General features: G+C 70.0%; 9 protein-coding genes. 4 read left to right on the top strand and 5 right to left on the bottom strand.

Annotation, left to right across the window (positions count from 1 at the left end; genetic code table 11):
* Positions 1–54: 54 nt before the first annotated feature.
* From ACV4UX_RS11395 to rbr, 3 genes are all read right to left on the bottom strand, one after another.
* Positions 55–1443, bottom strand: coding sequence for a class I SAM-dependent methyltransferase (locus tag ACV4UX_RS11395; protein ID WP_491593402.1), 1389 nt, complete (start codon positions 1441–1443; stop codon positions 55–57).
* Positions 1444–1645: 202 nt separating this feature from the next.
* Positions 1646–4360: a bifunctional diguanylate cyclase/phosphodiesterase gene (locus tag ACV4UX_RS11400; RefSeq protein WP_491593410.1), complete on the bottom strand. Its 2715-nt coding sequence runs from the start codon at positions 4358–4360 to the stop codon at positions 1646–1648.
* A gap of 211 nt (positions 4361–4571) precedes the next feature.
* Positions 4572–5147 carry a rubrerythrin gene (gene rbr / locus ACV4UX_RS11405; RefSeq protein ID WP_491593403.1) on the bottom strand — a complete coding sequence of 192 codons (576 nt, stop codon included), beginning with the start codon at positions 5145–5147 and terminating at the stop codon, positions 4572–4574.
* Positions 5148–5505: 358 nt separating this feature from the next.
* Here rbr and ACV4UX_RS11410 point away from each other — a divergent pair, with 358 nt between their 5' ends.
* Positions 5506–10917 carry an AAA family ATPase gene (locus ACV4UX_RS11410; protein WP_491593404.1) on the top strand — a complete coding sequence of 1804 codons (5412 nt, stop codon included), beginning with the start codon at positions 5506–5508 and terminating at the stop codon, positions 10915–10917.
* Between the two features lie 39 nt (positions 10918–10956).
* Here the strand turns inward: ACV4UX_RS11410 and hflX are convergent, their stop codons facing one another.
* Positions 10957–12414 (bottom strand): GTPase HflX, encoded by a 1458-nt coding sequence (gene hflX, locus ACV4UX_RS11415; RefSeq protein WP_491593405.1) that lies wholly within the window; start codon positions 12412–12414, stop codon positions 10957–10959.
* 222 nt (positions 12415–12636) lie between these two features.
* Positions 12637–12879 carry a hypothetical protein gene (locus ACV4UX_RS11420; protein ID WP_491593406.1) on the bottom strand — a complete coding sequence of 81 codons (243 nt, stop codon included), beginning with the start codon at positions 12877–12879 and terminating at the stop codon, positions 12637–12639.
* A gap of 147 nt (positions 12880–13026) precedes the next feature.
* Between ACV4UX_RS11420 and ACV4UX_RS11425 the strand changes: the two genes are divergently transcribed.
* The 3 genes from ACV4UX_RS11425 to ACV4UX_RS11435 all read left to right on the top strand — a co-directional run.
* Positions 13027–13512 carry a 4Fe-4S binding protein gene (locus ACV4UX_RS11425; protein WP_491593407.1) on the top strand — a complete coding sequence of 162 codons (486 nt, stop codon included), beginning with the start codon at positions 13027–13029 and terminating at the stop codon, positions 13510–13512.
* On the top strand, positions 13502–15280 hold the full coding sequence (locus ACV4UX_RS11430) for an aldehyde ferredoxin oxidoreductase N-terminal domain-containing protein (protein WP_491593408.1): 1779 nt from the start codon (positions 13502–13504) through the stop codon (positions 15278–15280). The genes ACV4UX_RS11425 and ACV4UX_RS11430 overlap by 11 nt, the downstream gene beginning before the upstream one ends.
* Before the next feature lie 297 nt (positions 15281–15577).
* Positions 15578–16579, top strand: a 1002-nt coding sequence (locus tag ACV4UX_RS11435) for a hypothetical protein (protein WP_491593409.1), incomplete at its 3' end; no start/stop codon positions are given.

Here is a 16579-nt window from a genome sequence, read left to right on the forward strand (position 1 = left end):
CCAAGGCCGTCTCGGGCCGAAGGACGATGGGCGCCCCGGGAGACGCCCGGCGCGCTACAAGATGGTGAGAAACTCTTGCAGCACCGGGGCCGCGCCGGGCAGGCAGGCCTGGAGGAAGGGCTTGGCCTCGGGCGCGAGCTGCATGGAGCAGGAGGCGATGTCGCTCCAGGCAAAGGCGGCGGCGTCCCAGACCACGTCGGGCTCCTCGCCCGCCGAGCGGACGATGGCCTCGATGCGGTCCGCGTGGGGCCCCGGGCGGTAGGCCGTGGGTATCTCGGCCGGGATGCTGGAGCTGGCTGCCAGGATGGCCGCCGGGATGCAGGGCCTGTAGGATTCGGGCGGGTTCTGGTTCAGGTGCTCGACCACACGATGGAAATGGCCTTCCAGGCGTTGCTGCTCGGGCTGGAAGAAGTTGGCCCCGTAGCGGACCCAGGGCGCGAGCTCGCAGCCCAGCCCGTGGGCGGCGGCCACGTCGAACCAGTCGGGCAGGGAGAGGTCGCTGTGGGTGGGCCAGGCCAGGCTGGAGGGGAAGTTCCAGAAGTGGAAGCCGTCCTCCGCCAGGGTGGCCGAGACGAAGAGCCCGCCGGGCGCGAGCATGCGGAAGGTCTCCTGGGCCGCGAGGCGCTGGTCGGCCGCGATGTTCAGGGCGCTGAAGGAGATGATCAGGTCGAAGGTGCGATCCTTGAAGGGCATTGCCTGGAAATCGGCCCGCAGGAAGCGCACGTTGGGCAGGTCGAAGTGGTGTTGGGCGATCTCAAGGGAGTCCAGGGACCAGTCCGTGCCCACCACGCTGCTTTCGGGGTACATCCGGCCCAGGGTGCGGGTGGTCTGGCCCAGGCCGCAGCCGATGTCCAGGACGTTGCGGGGCTTGCCAGGAAAGTGGCGCTCGATGAAGGGCAGGGCGAAGTGCAGCTTGTCGTGGATCTGGCTGTATCCGGTCTTGTCCCATCCGGCTTCGTCGTGGCTCAGGAGCTTGTCCTTGCGCTTCACCACGTCCTCGTGGTTGGTGAAGGAGGCGATCTTGCGCGTGGTAACCGGGACGTCGCCCCGGACGCGTTCCCTGCCGAGCGCGCCGGTGAGCCTGTCGTAGGCGAGCAGGGACACGACGTCTCGGGGATTGGCCGCCAGATAGGCGACAACCCAGGCCGTGAACTCGTCGGTCCTGCGGCCCAGCATGATCCAGTCCACGCCGCGCAGTTGGTGCAGCGGGAGCTGCGGGGCGTAGAGCGGGTGATATCTGTATCCCGAAAGAGGGTACATGAGCGGGAAGCGCGCGGTCATGCTCGATCCGTGGAACTCCATGAAGAAGCAGCGCAGCGTGGCGAGGTCCAGCGCGCCGTGGCGCTTCAGGGACACCTTGTCCCGGATCGGCGGGATCTCCCGGAGCGCCATGGTGACGCGTTCGGCCCAAACCATGGGGACGTAAACCTGGAGTGTGCTCATGACGGGTTCCTCTGGCGCGCCTTCGGCCCGGCTTCCTGCGCGCCCTTTGGGTCTCGCAGGCATGGCTAGCAGATTCCCCGGCCGTCGGAAAGAGCGTCCGCCCGCCCGTCCGGGCGTGTTCCGAAAGCGTGGGCGCGGCTTAGCTCCCCGCCGACGGGCCTTTCCGGCTGGCCTCTTGTCCGCCCGAGGCCCGGCGCACGGCTCAGGTCCCCTGCGTGCGCGCGATGCCCTCCAGGTAGGCTGCGGCCGCAGCGGGGCCAAGCGGGCGCGAGTACAGCCAGCCCTGGCCCAGGTCGCAGCCGAGGCCCTGCAGGGCGTCGTGCTGTTCCCGGGTCTCCACGCCCTCGGCCACCACGGTGAGGTCCATGTTGCGCGCCAGGTCCACCACGGCGCGCACGATGGCCAGGCTGGCCTTGTCCTCGATCATGGCGGCGACGAAGGAGCGGTCCACCTTGAGGCCGTCGATGGGCAGGCGGCGCAGGTAGCTGAGCGAGGAATAGCCTGTGCCGAAGTCGTCCACGAACAGGGAGAGTCCGGCGCTCTTGAGCTCGGTGAGCACCTGGATGCCCACGTCCGGGTTCTGCATCACTTCGGTCTCGGTGATTTCCAGCTTGAGCCGGCCCGGGGCCACGCCGCTGGTCCGGATCACTTCCGTGATGGAGCGGGCGAGGCCGGGCTCCAGGAACTGCCTGCCGGAGAGGTTCACGGCCACGAAGAAGCGGTCCAGGGAGGGATGGGCCTCGCGCCAGGTCGCGATGTCCCGGCAGGCCTGGCGGAGCACCCAGTCGCCGATGGGGGAGATGAGCCCGGTCTGTTCGGCCACGGGGATGAAGCTCATGGGCGGGATGAGGCCGCCGCCCTTGGGGTCGGGCCAGCGGATCAGGGCTTCGAACCCCGCGAAGCGCGCGTCCTTCAGGCGGAAGAGGGGCTGGTAGTGCAGCTCGAAGGCTCCCTGCCGCACCGCGTGGCGCAGGCCCGTCTCGATGTCCAGGCGTTTGCGCGCCTCCTCGTGCATGGGGCTGTCGAAGAGCATCAGTTCGCCCTTGCCCCGCGTTTTGGCCTTGTACATGGCCGTGTCGGCGTCGCGCAGGATGTCCTCAGGCGTGTCGTACCCACGGCAGCCCGAGACCATGCCGATGCAGGCGCTGACGTAGAGCCGGTAGTCCCGGACGGACATCGGCCCCGAGAGCCTGGCGAGCAACTGCCGGGCGAGGGACAGGACGCTCGCCTCGTCCCCGGCGTCTTCCACCAGGACGGCGAACTCGTCGCCGCCCAGGCGGGCCATGAGGGCGTTGCCGGGCAGCCTGCCCGAGAGGCGCGTGGCGAACTGCACCAGCAGCTCGTCTCCCAGGGTGTGGCCCAGGCTGTCGTTGACCAGCTTGAAGTCGTCCAGGTCCAGATACATCAGGCACAGGCCGGGGCTTTGCGCCTTGCGCACCCTGTCGAGGGCCTTGCGCAGCCGCTCCAGGAGCATGGCCCGGTTGGGCAGGCCCGTGAGCGCGTCGTGGAAGGCCTGGTGCTTGAGCACGGCCTCGTGCCGCTTGCGCTCCGTGATGTCCTTGAACACCATCACCGCGCCGTGGATGCCGGTGCCGCTCTGGAGCGGGGCCACGTTGTATTCCACCGGGAAGTGGGAGCCGTCGGAGCGGTAGAACACCTCCTCGCTGGAGGAGCGGCGCTCGCCGTCCTTGAGGGTCTCCGCAACGCGGCACTGGTCCGCGGGGTTGGCCTTGCCGTCCGCGCGCGTGTGGTGCAGCATCCGGTGCGGGCTCCTGCCCAGGAGGTCGTCGGGAGCGTAGCCCACCATCTGGCAGGCGGCGGGGTTGGCAAAGCCGATCAGGCCGTGCCTGTCGATGCCGAGGATGCCCTCCCCCGCGCCGTCGAGGATGAGCTGAAGCTGCTGCTTGGCGCTGGCCAGGTCTTCCAGGGCCAGGTCGAGGGCGCGCGTGCGCTCGAGCACGCGGGCTTCGAGCTTCTCGTTGGCGTCGCGCAGGGCCGCTTCGGCCGTCTTGCGCTCGGTGATGTCGCGCACGATGCCCGTGACGAAGCACTCCCCCCCGGCCTCCCAGGAGGCCAGGGTGAGCTCCACCGGGAACTCCCTGCCGTTGTGGTCCAGGGCCGCAAGCTCCAGCACCTCGCCCGCGTGGCGCAGCAGGCCGGAGGTCCTGAACGCCTCGAACCCCTGCCTGTGCAGTTCCCGGAAGCGCTCCGGCATGATCTCCATGAGCGGGCGTCCCATCATGTGCCCGGCGTCGCGGCCGAAGAGCTTCTGGGCTCCCTGGTTCCAGAAGGAGACGTTGCCCCGGCCGTCGATGGTGATGATGGCGTCCCCGGCGGTGCGGGCCAGGGTGGAGAACTGTTCCAGGGCCGCGCTCAGGCGGCTTTCGGCCTTGCGCCGCAGGTCCATCTCCAGGGCCAGGGAGACCATGTCGGCCATGGAGACGGCGAACTCCATGTCCCGGGTGGTCCACGCCCTGGCCGGGCCGAGGTGCTCGTGGCAGAGCACTCCCAGGTTGCGGCCCTGGCTGCGCACGGCCACGTCCAACAGGGAGCGGATGCCGTATTCGCGGAGGTAGCCGCCGAGTTCGGCGGTCCTGGGGTCGTTCTGCGCGTCGTCGGCGGCCACCACCCGGGAGCTCTCAACGGCCTCGAAATAGGCCGGGTAGCTGTCCGTGGGCAGGAACACGCCGGTTTCCACAGGCTCCCCACCGCCCTTCACGTACTGCATGCGGCAGGTGATGCCCGAGCGCTGTTCGTCGTAGAGCCAGACGCTCACCCGGGCCGCGCCGGTCACCTTGGCGTCGGAGAGGACGATCTGCCGCAGGGCCTTGTCCAGGTGGGAAAAATCCATGTTGATGCATTCGAGGAGCGCGGCATGGAAGAGGCTTTGCTGATCGGAACCGGCGGGGTGAGACATCGTGGACACCTTCTGTTTCCTGCGGCATGGAGTTTTTCCATGATGTCCCTGTTAGCAGGGAACCCCGGCATTGGCAATGAATCCGGCCGTGTCGGTCGGAATTGGTTTGACGTTTTTCGGAATTCCAGGGGCGAGCCCCCCCGCAACGATCGCGCCGGGCCGATCCCCAGGGGAATCGGCCCGGCGCAGGAAAGCGGGCTGGGAACGAAGGCTACCAGTTTTCGCCCAGAAGCTCGAAGAAGGCCTGGGGATGCACGCAGGCGGGGCAGCACCCCGGGGCCTCCTCGCCGGTGTGCAGGTAGCCGCAGTTGCGGCAGCGCCACGTGACGGGCTGCTCGCGCTTGAACACGCGCCCGGCCTCCAGGTTGGCCAGCAGGTCGCGGAAGCGCTTCTCGTGCTGCTTCTCGGCCACGGACACGGCGTCCCACACGGCCGCGATCTCCTGGAAGCCCTCGGCGCGCGCCTGGGCCGCGAAGCCGGGGTACATGTCGCTGTGCTCCTCGTGCTCGCCCATGGCCGAAGCCAGCAGGTTGGCGGCCGTGGTCCCGATGGTCCCGGCGGGGAACGTGGCGGTGATCTCCAGGTCGCCGCCCTCCAGGAACCTGAAGAAGCGCTTGGCGTGCTCCTTCTCCTGGTTGGCGGTCTCCTCGAAGATGTCGGCGATCTGCACGAAGCCCTCCTTGCGGGCGGCGGCGGAGAAATAGGTGTAGCGGTTGCGCGCCTGGCTTTCGCCGGCGAAGGACTTCAGCAGGTTCGTCTCGGTCTTTGTTCCTTTCAGACTGGGCATGGCGTGATGGCCTCCTCGGCGCTTTGGAGTTGCGCTCTTGCTCCCCCGGACCGCCCGCGCGGCAGGACGGCGCATCCGGGACGCGAAGCGTGAACGGACGATAGATGTTCAGGCCCCTTTCGCGCAAGGGTTCGTCGGGGCGAACCGCGCGTGTCGATTCGTTGCCGGAGCGCCGCGAGGCTTGAAGGCAATCCGGTTTGGGCTTATCGACCTTGCCGGGGGGAGTTTCGTTTTCCGTCCCCCGGGCGGCTTGGCGCCACATCCCTTGCGGGGCCGCCCTGCGCCCTGCGGACCATCTCCGCGCTGTCCCGGGGCCAGGCCCCGGAGCACCCGGAAGACCAGCAAAGCGACGTGCCGTATGATCTCCATTGCCGGCTTCCAGACGGGCGAACTGCTCTACCAGGGGCCCAACAGCCAGGTGTACCGCGCCCGCCGCGTGGCCGACGCGCTGCCGGTGGTGCTCAAGATCCCCGCAAGCCCCGACATCTCCATCCGCGAGAACCTGCGCTTCCAGCACGAGTACGACCTGCTCGCCTCCCTGGAGCGCTCCCGGGTGATCAAGGTGCACGACCTCGTCCAGCACCGCGCGAGCTACGCCATCGTGGAGGAGGACTTCGGCGCGCACGACATGGCCCGCCACCTGGAGGGCCGCGCCATGGAGCCCGGCGAGTTCCTGGACGTCGCCGTGCAGATGGTCGAGGCCCTGGCCCAGCTCCACGAGGAGCGCATCGTCCACAAGGACGTGCACCTGGGCAACTTCCTCATCAACCCCGAAACCGGCGAGGTGAAGCTCACGGACTTCGGCATGTCCTCGCTCATCGACGGCGAGGTGCACGAGCCGGGCAACCCGGACCAGATCGAGGGCAACCTGCACTACGTCTCCCCCGAGCAGACCGGACGGATGAACCGGGGCGTGGACAGCCGCTCCGACCTCTACTCCCTGGGCGTGTGCTTTTACAGGATGCTCACGGGCGAGCTGCCCTTCTCCTCGCGCGATCCCCTGGAGCTGGTGCACGCCCACATCGCGCGCCGCCCCGCGCCGCCCCGGGAGATCGCCCCCCGCACGCCGCAGCCCCTCTCGGAGATCACCCGCCGCCTTCTGGAGAAGATGGCCGAGGACCGCTACCAGAGCGCCGCAGGCCTGCGCCACGACCTGGAGTCCCTGCGCGCCGCCTGGGCGGCGGGGGAAAGCCTCCTGGACGTGAAGCTGGGCAGCCGCGACGTGTCGCGCCGCTTCCAGGTGACCCAGAAAATCTACGGCCGGTCGGGCGAGGTGGCCCGCCTCCTCGCCAGCTTCGAGCGCGTGGCCGGGGGCGCGGCGGAGCTTTTGCTGGTGGGCGGGTATTCGGGCATCGGCAAGACCGCCCTGGTGGGCGAGGTGCACAAGGGGCTCACCCGCCAGCGCGGACGCTTCATCTCCGGCAAGCACGACCAGTTCCAGCGCGACATCCCTTTCTCCGCCTTCATCCAGGCCTTCCGCCAGCTCGCCCAGCAGGTGCTCTCGGAGCCCGAAGCCCTGGTGGTCCGCTGGCGCAAGGCCCTGCTCGATGCCCTGGGGGGCAACGCCCAGGTGATCCTGGAGGTGATTCCGGAACTGGAGCACGTGATGGGCCCCCAGCCCCCAGTGCCCGACCTGGGGCCCACCGAGGCCCAGAACCGCTTCGTGATGTGCCTGCAGCGCTTCCTGGGCGTCTTCGCGCGCCGCGAACACCCCCTGGTGATCTTCCTGGACGACCTCCAGTGGGCCGACGCCCCCTCGCTCAACCTCCTGCGCGCCCTGGCCGGAAGCCGCGAACCCCTCTGCCTGCTCCTGATCGGGGCCTACCGCGACAACGAGGTCTCCCCCGGCCACCCCCTCACGCTCTGCATCCGGGCCATCCAGGAGACCGGCTTCCCGGTGGAGGGCGTCACCCTCGCGCCTCTGGGCTTCGAGGACCTGCGCCTGCTTGTGGCCGACACCCTGCACCGCGCCCCCCGCGACGTGGAGGAGCTCACCCGCCTGATCCAGGACAAGACCGGCGGCAACCCCTTCTTCGTCTCCCAGATGCTCAAGGAGCTGCACGGCCGGGGCCACTTCCGCCTGGACGAGGCGGGCGGCCGCTGGCTCTGGGACATGGAGGGCATCCGCGCCATGGGCCTCACCGACAACGTGGTGGACCTCATGGCCGGGCGCATCGCCCGCATGGACGGCCAGGCCCGCCAGGCCCTCCAGCTGGCCGCCTGCATCGGCAACCGCTTCGAGCTGGCCATGCTGGCCGCCGTGCGCGAGAAGACCCCGGCCGAGACCAGCGAGGCCCTCTGGGCGGCCCTTCAGGCCGGGCTGGTGATCCCCTCGGGGAACACCTTCCGCTTCCTGCACGACCGCGTGCAGCAGGCGGCCTATTCGCTCATCGCCCGGGAGGACGTCGCGCCCCTGCACCTGCGCATCGGTCGGCTGCTCCTGCGCCACGTGGGCCAGACGAGGCTCGACGAGGCCATCTTCGACGTGACCGCACACTTCAACGCGGCCCTGGACCTGGTGGAAGACCCGGCCGAGCGCCTCTCGCTCATGGAGCTCAACCTCCACGCCGGGCGCAAGGCCAAGGCCTCCACCGCCTACGAGCCCGCCCTGCGCCACTTCCGCGTGGCCGCCTCGCTCCTGCCCGCCGACGCCTGGCGGAGCCGCCCGCGCGCCATGCTGGAGGTCGTGCGCGAGCAGGCCGACGTGCTCTTCCTGCTGGGAGACTTCGCCAGCGCCGAGGCCCTGCTCGACGAGGCCCTGGCCCGGACCGGCGACCGCTTCGACAAGGTGGAGGTCTTCCTCCAGAAGATCATCCAGTACAACCAGCTGGGCAAATACAACGAGATGATGGACATCGCCCGCGACGCCCTGGCCCTCTTCGGAGAAGGCATCCCCGGCGCGGACGACGCGGCCGCCCTTCAGGAGCGCTTCGCGCGCCAGATGCGCGACTACGCCCGGCTCCTGGGCGGACGCCCCATCGCGGAGCTCATCGAGATCCCCGGCGTGGAAGACCGGGAGCAGGACAGCGTCATCCGGCTCCTGGCCATCCTCACCGACGGGGCCTACATCGCCGTGCCCACGCTCTTCCCCCATCTGGTCATGGAGGTGGTCACGCGCTCCATGCGCCACGGCCACAACGCCCTCTCGGCCATCGGCTTCGCCTGGGCCACGGTGGTCATCGTCCAGGAGCACCAGGACTACCGCAGCGCCTACGAGCTGGGCCTTCTGGCCCTGAGCCTGGTGGAGCGCTTCCCCAATCCGCGCATCCGGGCCCAGATCACCTTCCTGCACGCCGTGTGCGCCATGCACTGGTTCCAGCCCCTGGCCGAGCAGATCGAGATGTACAAGCGGGCCTACCAGTACGGCATCGACAACGGAAACCTCGTCTTCGCGGGCTACGCCCGCACCATGATCCCCAAGACAGTGCTGGCCGCCGACACAGTGGACAAGGCCCTGGAGGAGAACGAGATCAGCGTGGCCTTCTACGCCAAGCGCGGTTCGCCCTTCCTCATGAGCGAGCGCTTCTGCGGCCTTTTCCTGCGCAACCTCAAGGGAGACCGGCCGGACCCCCACTCCCTGGGCGACGAAGGGGTCGACGAAGAGGCCCAGCTGGAGCTGTGGCAGCGCCCCGAATCCCTCTTCGGGCACGGGCTGGCCTACTACCTCACGGCCAAGCTCCAGCTGCTGCTGCTCTTCGGGGAGCCCCGCGAGGCCTGGAGGCTGGCCGAGGCTCACGCCGGATGGATGCGCTACATCCCCATCCTCTACGAGACCACCGTCTTCAGCTTCTGCCGGGCCATGGCCGCCGCCCGGCTGCTCGCGGACGAGGACGGCCAGGGCGCGGGCCTTTCGCGCCCGGTCCTGGCCCGGCGGCTGGAAGAGGCACTGGCCGAGTTCGCCGTGTGGGCGCGCAACTGCCCCGTCAACTTTGCCTGGCAGGAGCGCCTGCTCGCGGCCGAACTGGCCCGCCAGGAAGGCCGCCGCCAGGACGCCCTGGCCCTCTGCGAGGAGTCGGCCGACGCAGCCCGCGCCCACGCCCACCCCCAGGGCGTGGCCCTGGCCCGCGAGCGCGCCGCCGCGCTTCATCTTCTCGGGGGCGACCGCGAGGCCGCCAAGGCCTGCCTGGAGGACGCGAGCTTCAACTACTACCGCTGGGGCGCGCACGCCAAGGTCCACCGCCTGCGCCAGGAGCTGGACGCGCTCCAGGCCGGGGAAGAGCGCGCGGCCTCGGCCACCCACACCCCGCGCCCCGCCAGCGAGCAGCACTTCTACCTCGCCGGCGCATCGAGCGTGATCGACGTGGGGAGCATCCTCAAGGCCACCCAGGCCATCTCCCGGGAGATCCACCTGGACTCCCTGCTGCGGGTGATCATGGACAGCGTCATCGAAAACGCCGGGGCCGAGCGCGGCTTCCTCCTGCTGCCCGGCGAGGACGACTGGTCCGTGGCCGCCTCGGCCACGGTGGCCCGGGAATCATCCTCCCTGGACGCGGCCCCACTGGAGGGCTCGACCCTGGTCTCCGAGGCCATCGTGCGCTTCGTCATCCGCAGCCTCCAGGAAGTGGCCCTGCACGACGCCCTGGCCCATCCCACCTTCCGCCAGGATCCCCACGTGCGGCGTCTGGGCGTGCGCTCGGTGCTCTGCGTGCCGCTTCTGGCCCGCAACCGCCTGAGCGGCGTGCTCTACCTGGAGAACAACCTCAACCCCGGCGTGTTCCCCGTGGAGCGCGCCCAGACCGTGCGGATGCTGGCGGGCCAGGCGGCCGTCTCCATCGAGAACGCCAAGCTCTACGCCAGCCTGGCGGCCAGCGAGCAGCGCTACCGCAGCGTGTTCGAGGACGCGAGCGACCTCGTCGTGCTCACCACGCCCGAAGGCCGCGTGGTGGACGCCAACCCCGCCTGCCTGGCGGTGCTGGGCTACACGCGCCAGGAGCTGCTGGCCATCAATTTCCGCGATCTCTACGTGGACGGCTTCCAGCGCGAGAGCCTGCAGAACGCCCTCGTGCAGGACGGCTTCGTGCGCGGCTTCGAAGTGGCGCTTCGCCGCAAGGACGGCGAGCGCATCGAGGCCATCCTGGCTGCGGGCCTGCGCCGCGACGCCAACGGACAGGTCGTGGGCTATCAGGGCATCCTGCACGACGTCACGGCCCAGAAGCAGGCCGAACGCCTGCGCGAGGCCTACAGCCACGACCTGGAGCGCCAGGTGCGCGAACGCACGCTGGAACTCTCCGACGCCAACGACAAGCTCCAGCGCCTGAGCGAATGCGACGGGCTTACGGGCATCGCCAACCGCCGCAAGTTCGACGCGGTGTTCCTCGCCGAATGGGGCCGCGCCCTGCGCGCCGCCGCTCCCCTGACCCTGGCCCTGGCGGACGTGGACCACTTCAAGGCCTTCAACGACCACCTGGGACACCTCCAGGGCGACGACTGCCTGCGCCGCGTGGCCCAGGCCCTGGCCGGGCGGGTCCGTCAGTCCGGAGACCTGGCCGCGCGCTACGGCGGAGAGGAGTTCGCCCTGGTGTTCCCGGGCCTCGGGGCCTCCCAGGCCGGGCTGGTGGCCGGGAAACTGCGCGCCGCCGTGGCGGAACTGGCCATCGCCCACGGCAAAAGCCCCACCGCCGGGGTGGTGACCGTGAGCGTGGGCGCGGCAACGTGCGTGCCCGCGCCGGGCATGGAACCGGAGAGCCTGCTCCGGGCGGCGGACGCCAACCTCTACGAGGCCAAGCGGCAGGGGCGCGACCGGGCGGTCGCCTCGGTTCTTTCGGGCTGAGGGGCGCGCGGCGCGCGGAGGATCAGGGGGACGCCTGGGCTAGCGCCAGTCCACGCGGGCCACGATGGCCTCCACCAGGGGTTCCAGCGTCGCGCGGTCGCGGGCGCTCAGGGGGATGCCCTCGGGGTAGCGCTGGGTCGCCCAGGCGCGCTGCTCGTCGTCCATGGCGTCCCACTTGTTGAGGGCCAGCAGGCGGGGGATGCGGTCGAGCTCCATCCCGGCCAGGATGGATTCCACGGCGTCCACCTGGGCCATCAGCTCCGGGTGGGAGGCGTCGGCCACCAGGATGAGCAGGTCGGCGCTCTCGAGTTCCTCCAGGGTGGCCTGGAAGGCCTCCTTGAGTTCCTTGGGCAGCTCGCGGATGAAGCCCACGGTGTCGGTGAGCACCAGTTCGCGCTCCTCGGGGAAGCGCAGGCGGCGGCTCACGGGGTCCAGGGTGGCGAAGAGCTTGTCCTCGGCCAGCACCTCGGAGCGCGTGAGGGTGTTGAGCAGGGTGGACTTGCCCGCGTTGGTGTAGCCCACCAGGCTCACGATGGGCAGGCCCGCCTTGGCGCGGCGGTCGCGCACCTGGGCGCGCTGCTTGCGCAGGTCGGCCAGCTCGCGCTTGATGCGCGTGATGCGCTCGCGCACGCGGCGGCGGTCCATCTCCAGCTTGGTCTCGCCGGGTCCGCGCCCGCCGATGCCGCCCATGAGCCGACTCATGGCCGGGTTCTTCCCCACCAGCCGGGGCAGCGTGTACTTGAGCTGGGCCATCTCCACCTGGAGCTTGCCCGAGCGCGAGGTGGCCCGCTGGGCGAAGATGTCCAGGATGAGCTGGGTGCGGTCCAGGATCTTGCGTTCGGTCAGGTCGGCCAGGGTGCGCATCTGGGCCGGGGTGAGCTCGCCGTCGAAGAGCAGCACCGCCGCGCCCGCGGAGAGGGCCATGATCTCCAGCTCCGAGAGCTTGCCCTTGCCGATGATGGTGCGCGGGTTCACCTGGGCCACGCGCTGCACCACCCGGCCGGTGATGGTGAGCCCGGCCGTGCGCGCCAGGGCCTCCAGCTCGTCCATGGAGGCCTCCAGGTCCAGCCGCGGGGCGCTGCCCACGCTCACCAGCACGGCGCGGCCCGAGCGGCCGGACTCGGATTCCCCGGCAACGGGCTGGTCCAGGCGGGCGAACTCGTCCTCCAGGGCCTGGGTGAGGGCGGCGAAGTCGGTCTCGGAGCGCTCCCAGGGCACGGGGGGCAGGATGGTCCAGGGCTTGCCCGCGCCGTCCTGGGGCGGCTTGGGGACCAGGTGCGCCAGGTGCAGGCGCGCCGGGGAGGCCATGTTGTCCACGGTGAGGGCTGCCACGGAGTCCAGGCGCAGGAAGAGCATGTCGGTGAGGTCTTCCTGGTCGAGCCCGGCGTCGTGCAGGTGGGTGTGCAAAAGGCGCAGGCCGCGCAAGCGTCCCTGGCCCAGGCGCGCGCGGGGCAGCTCCGGGATGAAGATGGCGTGGGGCTCGCCCACCAGCACCATCTCCGGGCGGCCCTTGCGGTCGATGAGCAGGCCCAGCTGGCGGCCGACGCCGTGGGAGAGCGCGGCCAGTTCGCGGGCCTGGTCCAGGGTGTAGCCGCCCTGGGCGGGGTAGCGCCGGGTGTAGAGGCGTTCCAGGGCCTTGAGCTGGCTGGGCTTGAGGCCTTCGACGTTTCCTTGGGCTTTGCTGGCGATGGGAAGCCTCTCGATGTCAGGGCGCTTCCCCTACCACCAGGGGAACGTGCCGGTTTCGGTGTAGCCGCGCTCCTTCATGCAGGCGCGCGCCGTCTTGTTGGCGCTGGCCTTGAGCTCCGGGGTGAAGTGGGCCAGGCAGCCCTTGGAGTAGCAGTCCTGGTAGTCGGCCATGGCCGTGGCGCGGTCCACGCCCGGGCTCGCGTAGGGGGGGCTCGCGCAGGCGGCGAGCGAGGCGAGGCAGAAGCCGAGGACGAGGGCGCGGGCAAGGTTCATGGACGGTACCTCCGGTGGGGGCCATGCAGGTCCTCGCCACTCTAGCGGCTTTTCCCCGGGGGCGTCAACGTGAGCCAGGCCTGCCGCGCATTGACGTTCCCCCGCCCCTGGCCTAGGACAACCTGAGAAAACCAATCGGAGCGACCCATGAAAATCCTGCGAGCCACGCGCATCGAGCGCTGCATCGGCTGCCAGTCCTGCTCGCTGGCCTGCGCGCGCCTGGTGCACCAGAAAATCTCCTGGTCCACGGCGGGCATCCGCATCGTCTCGTCCGGGGGCATCTCCACCGGATTCGAGGCCAGGGCCTGCCTGGCCTGCGACCCCGCGCCCTGCGCCAGGGCCTGCCCCACGGGCGCCTACACCCAGCGCAGGTCCGGCGGCGTGAAGGTGGACAAGTCCCTGTGCATCGCCTGCGGGGCCTGCGCCGAGGCCTGCCCCGTGGACGCGATCTTCATCGAGCCGGAGACCAGGCTCCCTTACGTGTGCATCCACTGCGGGCGCTGCGTGCCTTTCTGCCCCCTGGGCTGCCTGGAGCTCATCGACTCCCCCCACGAGGACCCCGCCCCGACCCCGTCGGAGGCCGCGCCGGAAACCGCGCCCGCCGCCCCCCAGGAGGCCCCCCATGCCGGCTGATTACACCTTTCGCGTGCTCCTGGCCGACCTGGCCACCGGCAAGGGCGAATACCGCCGTTTCGGAGACAAGCGCCAGGTGCTGGGCGGCTCGGGCCTGGCCGCCGCGCTCTACGCCGAGTTCGGCCGCCCGGAGCTTCCGGCCCTGGACCCGGCCCAGCCGCTGATCTTCGCCATCGGCCCCCTCACCGGGTGCTTCCCCATGATGAGCAAGACCGTCTGCGGCTTCAAGTCGCCCTACAACGAGCGCTTCGCGGAGTCCCACGCCGGCGTCGGCGATCTCGAGTGTGATCCGCTCGCCGGGGGGCGTCTCGCCCTGTCGCTGCGCTTCGCGCACATCGACGCCCTGGTGATCCGGGGGCGCGCGCCCACGCTCTCGGCCCTCTCCGCGGGCATCCGCCACTTCGAGCTGCAGGACACCCACTACCTCAAGGGCCTGGACGTGTTCACCACCGGCAAGATGCTGCGCAAGATGCGCAGGAGCGCGGCGGGCCACCGCTCCATCCTGCGCATCGGCCCGGCGGGCGAGAACCTCTCGGCCATGGCCTGCATCAACGTGGACTCCTACCGCCACTTCGGACGCCTGGGGGCCGGGGCCGTCATGGGCTCCAAGAACCTCAAGGCCATCCTGGTGGAGGGCGCGTCGGCCATGCCCGCGCCGGAGGGCAAGGCCTTCGCCGCCCTCTACAAGGACATCCACATGCAGCTCACCACCACGGAGATGATGACCAAGTACCACGACCTGGGCACCGCCCAGAACATGGCCGTGATGAACAAGCTGCGCGCACTGCCCTGGCGCAACATGCAGACCACCCACGACGACGAGCACATCGCGGCCATCTCCGGCGAGACCTTCGCCAAGGAGCTTCTGTTGCGCAAGACCGCCTGCACCGGCTGTCCCGTGGGCTGCGTGCACGTGGGCCTGCTGCGCGAGCAGTTCGCCAAGCACAACGACGTGCTCTACCGCCAGGTGGCCTACGACCACGAGCCCGTGTTCGCCACCGGCTCCATGCTGGGCATGACCAACGCCTCCGACGTGCTGGCCGTGCTCGACGAGATCGAGCGCCAGGGCCTGGACGCCATCTCCGGGGGCGTGTCCCTGGCCTGGGCCACCGAAGCCCTGGAGCGGGGGGCCGTCACCGAGGAGGACACCCTGGTGAAGCTCTCCTTCGGCGACGCGGCCGCCTACCGCGTGGCCCTGGGCCACCTGGGCACGCCGCCCAACGAGTTCTGGCGGCTCCTGGCCCAGGGGACCCTGGCCGCCGCCAGGCGCTACAACGCAGAGGACTACGCCTGCGTGCTGGGCCAGGAGATGGCGGGCTACGCCACGGGCGAGGTGTTCTTCGTCTCCCAGGCCATGGGGCTGCGCCACTCCCACCTGGACAGCGCGGGCTACTCCTACGACCAGAAGGAACAGGGCAAGGACGTGGCCAAGGCCGTCTCCTTCATGGTGGAGGACGAGCGCCAGCGCTGCGCCCTGACCTCCATGGTGGCCTGCCTCTTCGCGCGTTCGGCCTACAACGAGGAGTCCCTGGCCAAGGCCCTGGACGTGCTGGGCTTCCCCGAGGCCGCCGCCAACGTGCCCCAGGCCGCCGCCAACGTGCAGAAGCTGCGCTGGAAGGTGAAGTTCTCCACGGGCTTCGACCCGGACGAGGTGACGATTCCCAAGCGCTACCGCGAGGTGGTCACCTGGAAAGGCCCCGTCGACGCCCAGTACCTCCAGGACCTCCAGACGGCCTACGGCGCGGCGATCCGCGAGATGGGCCGGTAGGCGCGGCGCCGGTCGCGCGTCGGCCCGCCCGTGGCCCCCGCGACCGGGCGTGGATGCCAGACAACCCCGCAAAGGCCGCCCCTTCCCATGTGGGAAGGGGCGGCCTTTCGCGTGCGCGTCGGCCGCGTGCTCCGGGAGTCGTCCTCGCCCGCCGCCCCTGCCGGGGCGTGCGCGCCGTGCGCCGGACCATGCGCGTTCCCCGCTTTCGCCTTGCCCAAAATCCAGGGTGCGGGTATGCAAAAAGAAAACGTTTTCCCGGCGAGCGCTGTCCCGGCTCCTCCGACGCAGGAGGCATCCATGAAGCGGTTTCTGGCGGTCGTGTTGGTCGTGGTGTCCCTATCGGGCTGCAAGTCCGCGTCCGACGCCGCCAAGGAACAGGCCGACGCCATGGCCTACAAGCCCGTGGAATACGTCAACGCCTCGGTGCCGGGGCCGCAGATCGTGGTCCTGCCGGGCAGCATCAAGGCCTCCGGGGCCACGTTCACCCAGAAGGTCTCCGAGAACAACATCGCGGACTTCGCCGAGATCGAGCTCTCCAAGGCCAACTTCAAGGTCCTGGAGCGCTCGGACATCGGCCCCCTGATCAACGAGATCCAGGTGGCCGTGGGCATGGGCGATCCGGACTCCCTCAAGAAGTTCCGCAAGGGCCGCTTCCAGACCACGCGCTGGTTCCTGCGCTTCGACGTGCTCAAGGCCGAACCCGTGGCCGCCGCCCAGAAGAAGTTCGACGGCGCCACCCTGGGCATCATCGCCGGGGCGCTCATCGCGGGCGTCACCGACAGCAGGGCCGCGGGAACGGCCGCCGGGGCGGCCATCGCCTCGGCCAAGTCCAGCGACGCCTCGGAGGTCTGGCTGGTTGGCCTGCGCTACAAGATCCTTGACGCCGTGACCGGCGAGCAGGCCGCCACGGGCTACTTCGAGGAGAAGATGGAGATCGGCGAGAAGGTCACGTCGTTCCTGGGCATCACCCAGTCCAAGGGCGTGCGCGTGGGCCTGGACACCATGTCCCAGCTCCTGGTGCAGAAGGCCGTGCAGGAGATCGACGCCCAGTACAAGGGCGACCAGCCGCCCCCGACCACGATGCAGGCCTCGGCCGCCGCGCCCGAAAATGACGAGGAGCCTGCTGCCCAGCCCGCCGCCCAATCCGCCAAAGCACAGCCCGAGAAGGCGGATCACGCCGAACCCGCCAAGCCCGCACACCAAGCCGCCAAGGCCGCCCACGCCAAGGCCGGCTCGCACCCGTCCCCGGGAACCATCGAGGCCACCGAGAGCGGCGGGCTGCGCATGGACGCCGAGACC

The sequence above is a fragment of the Fundidesulfovibrio sp. genome (assembly GCF_058402725.1).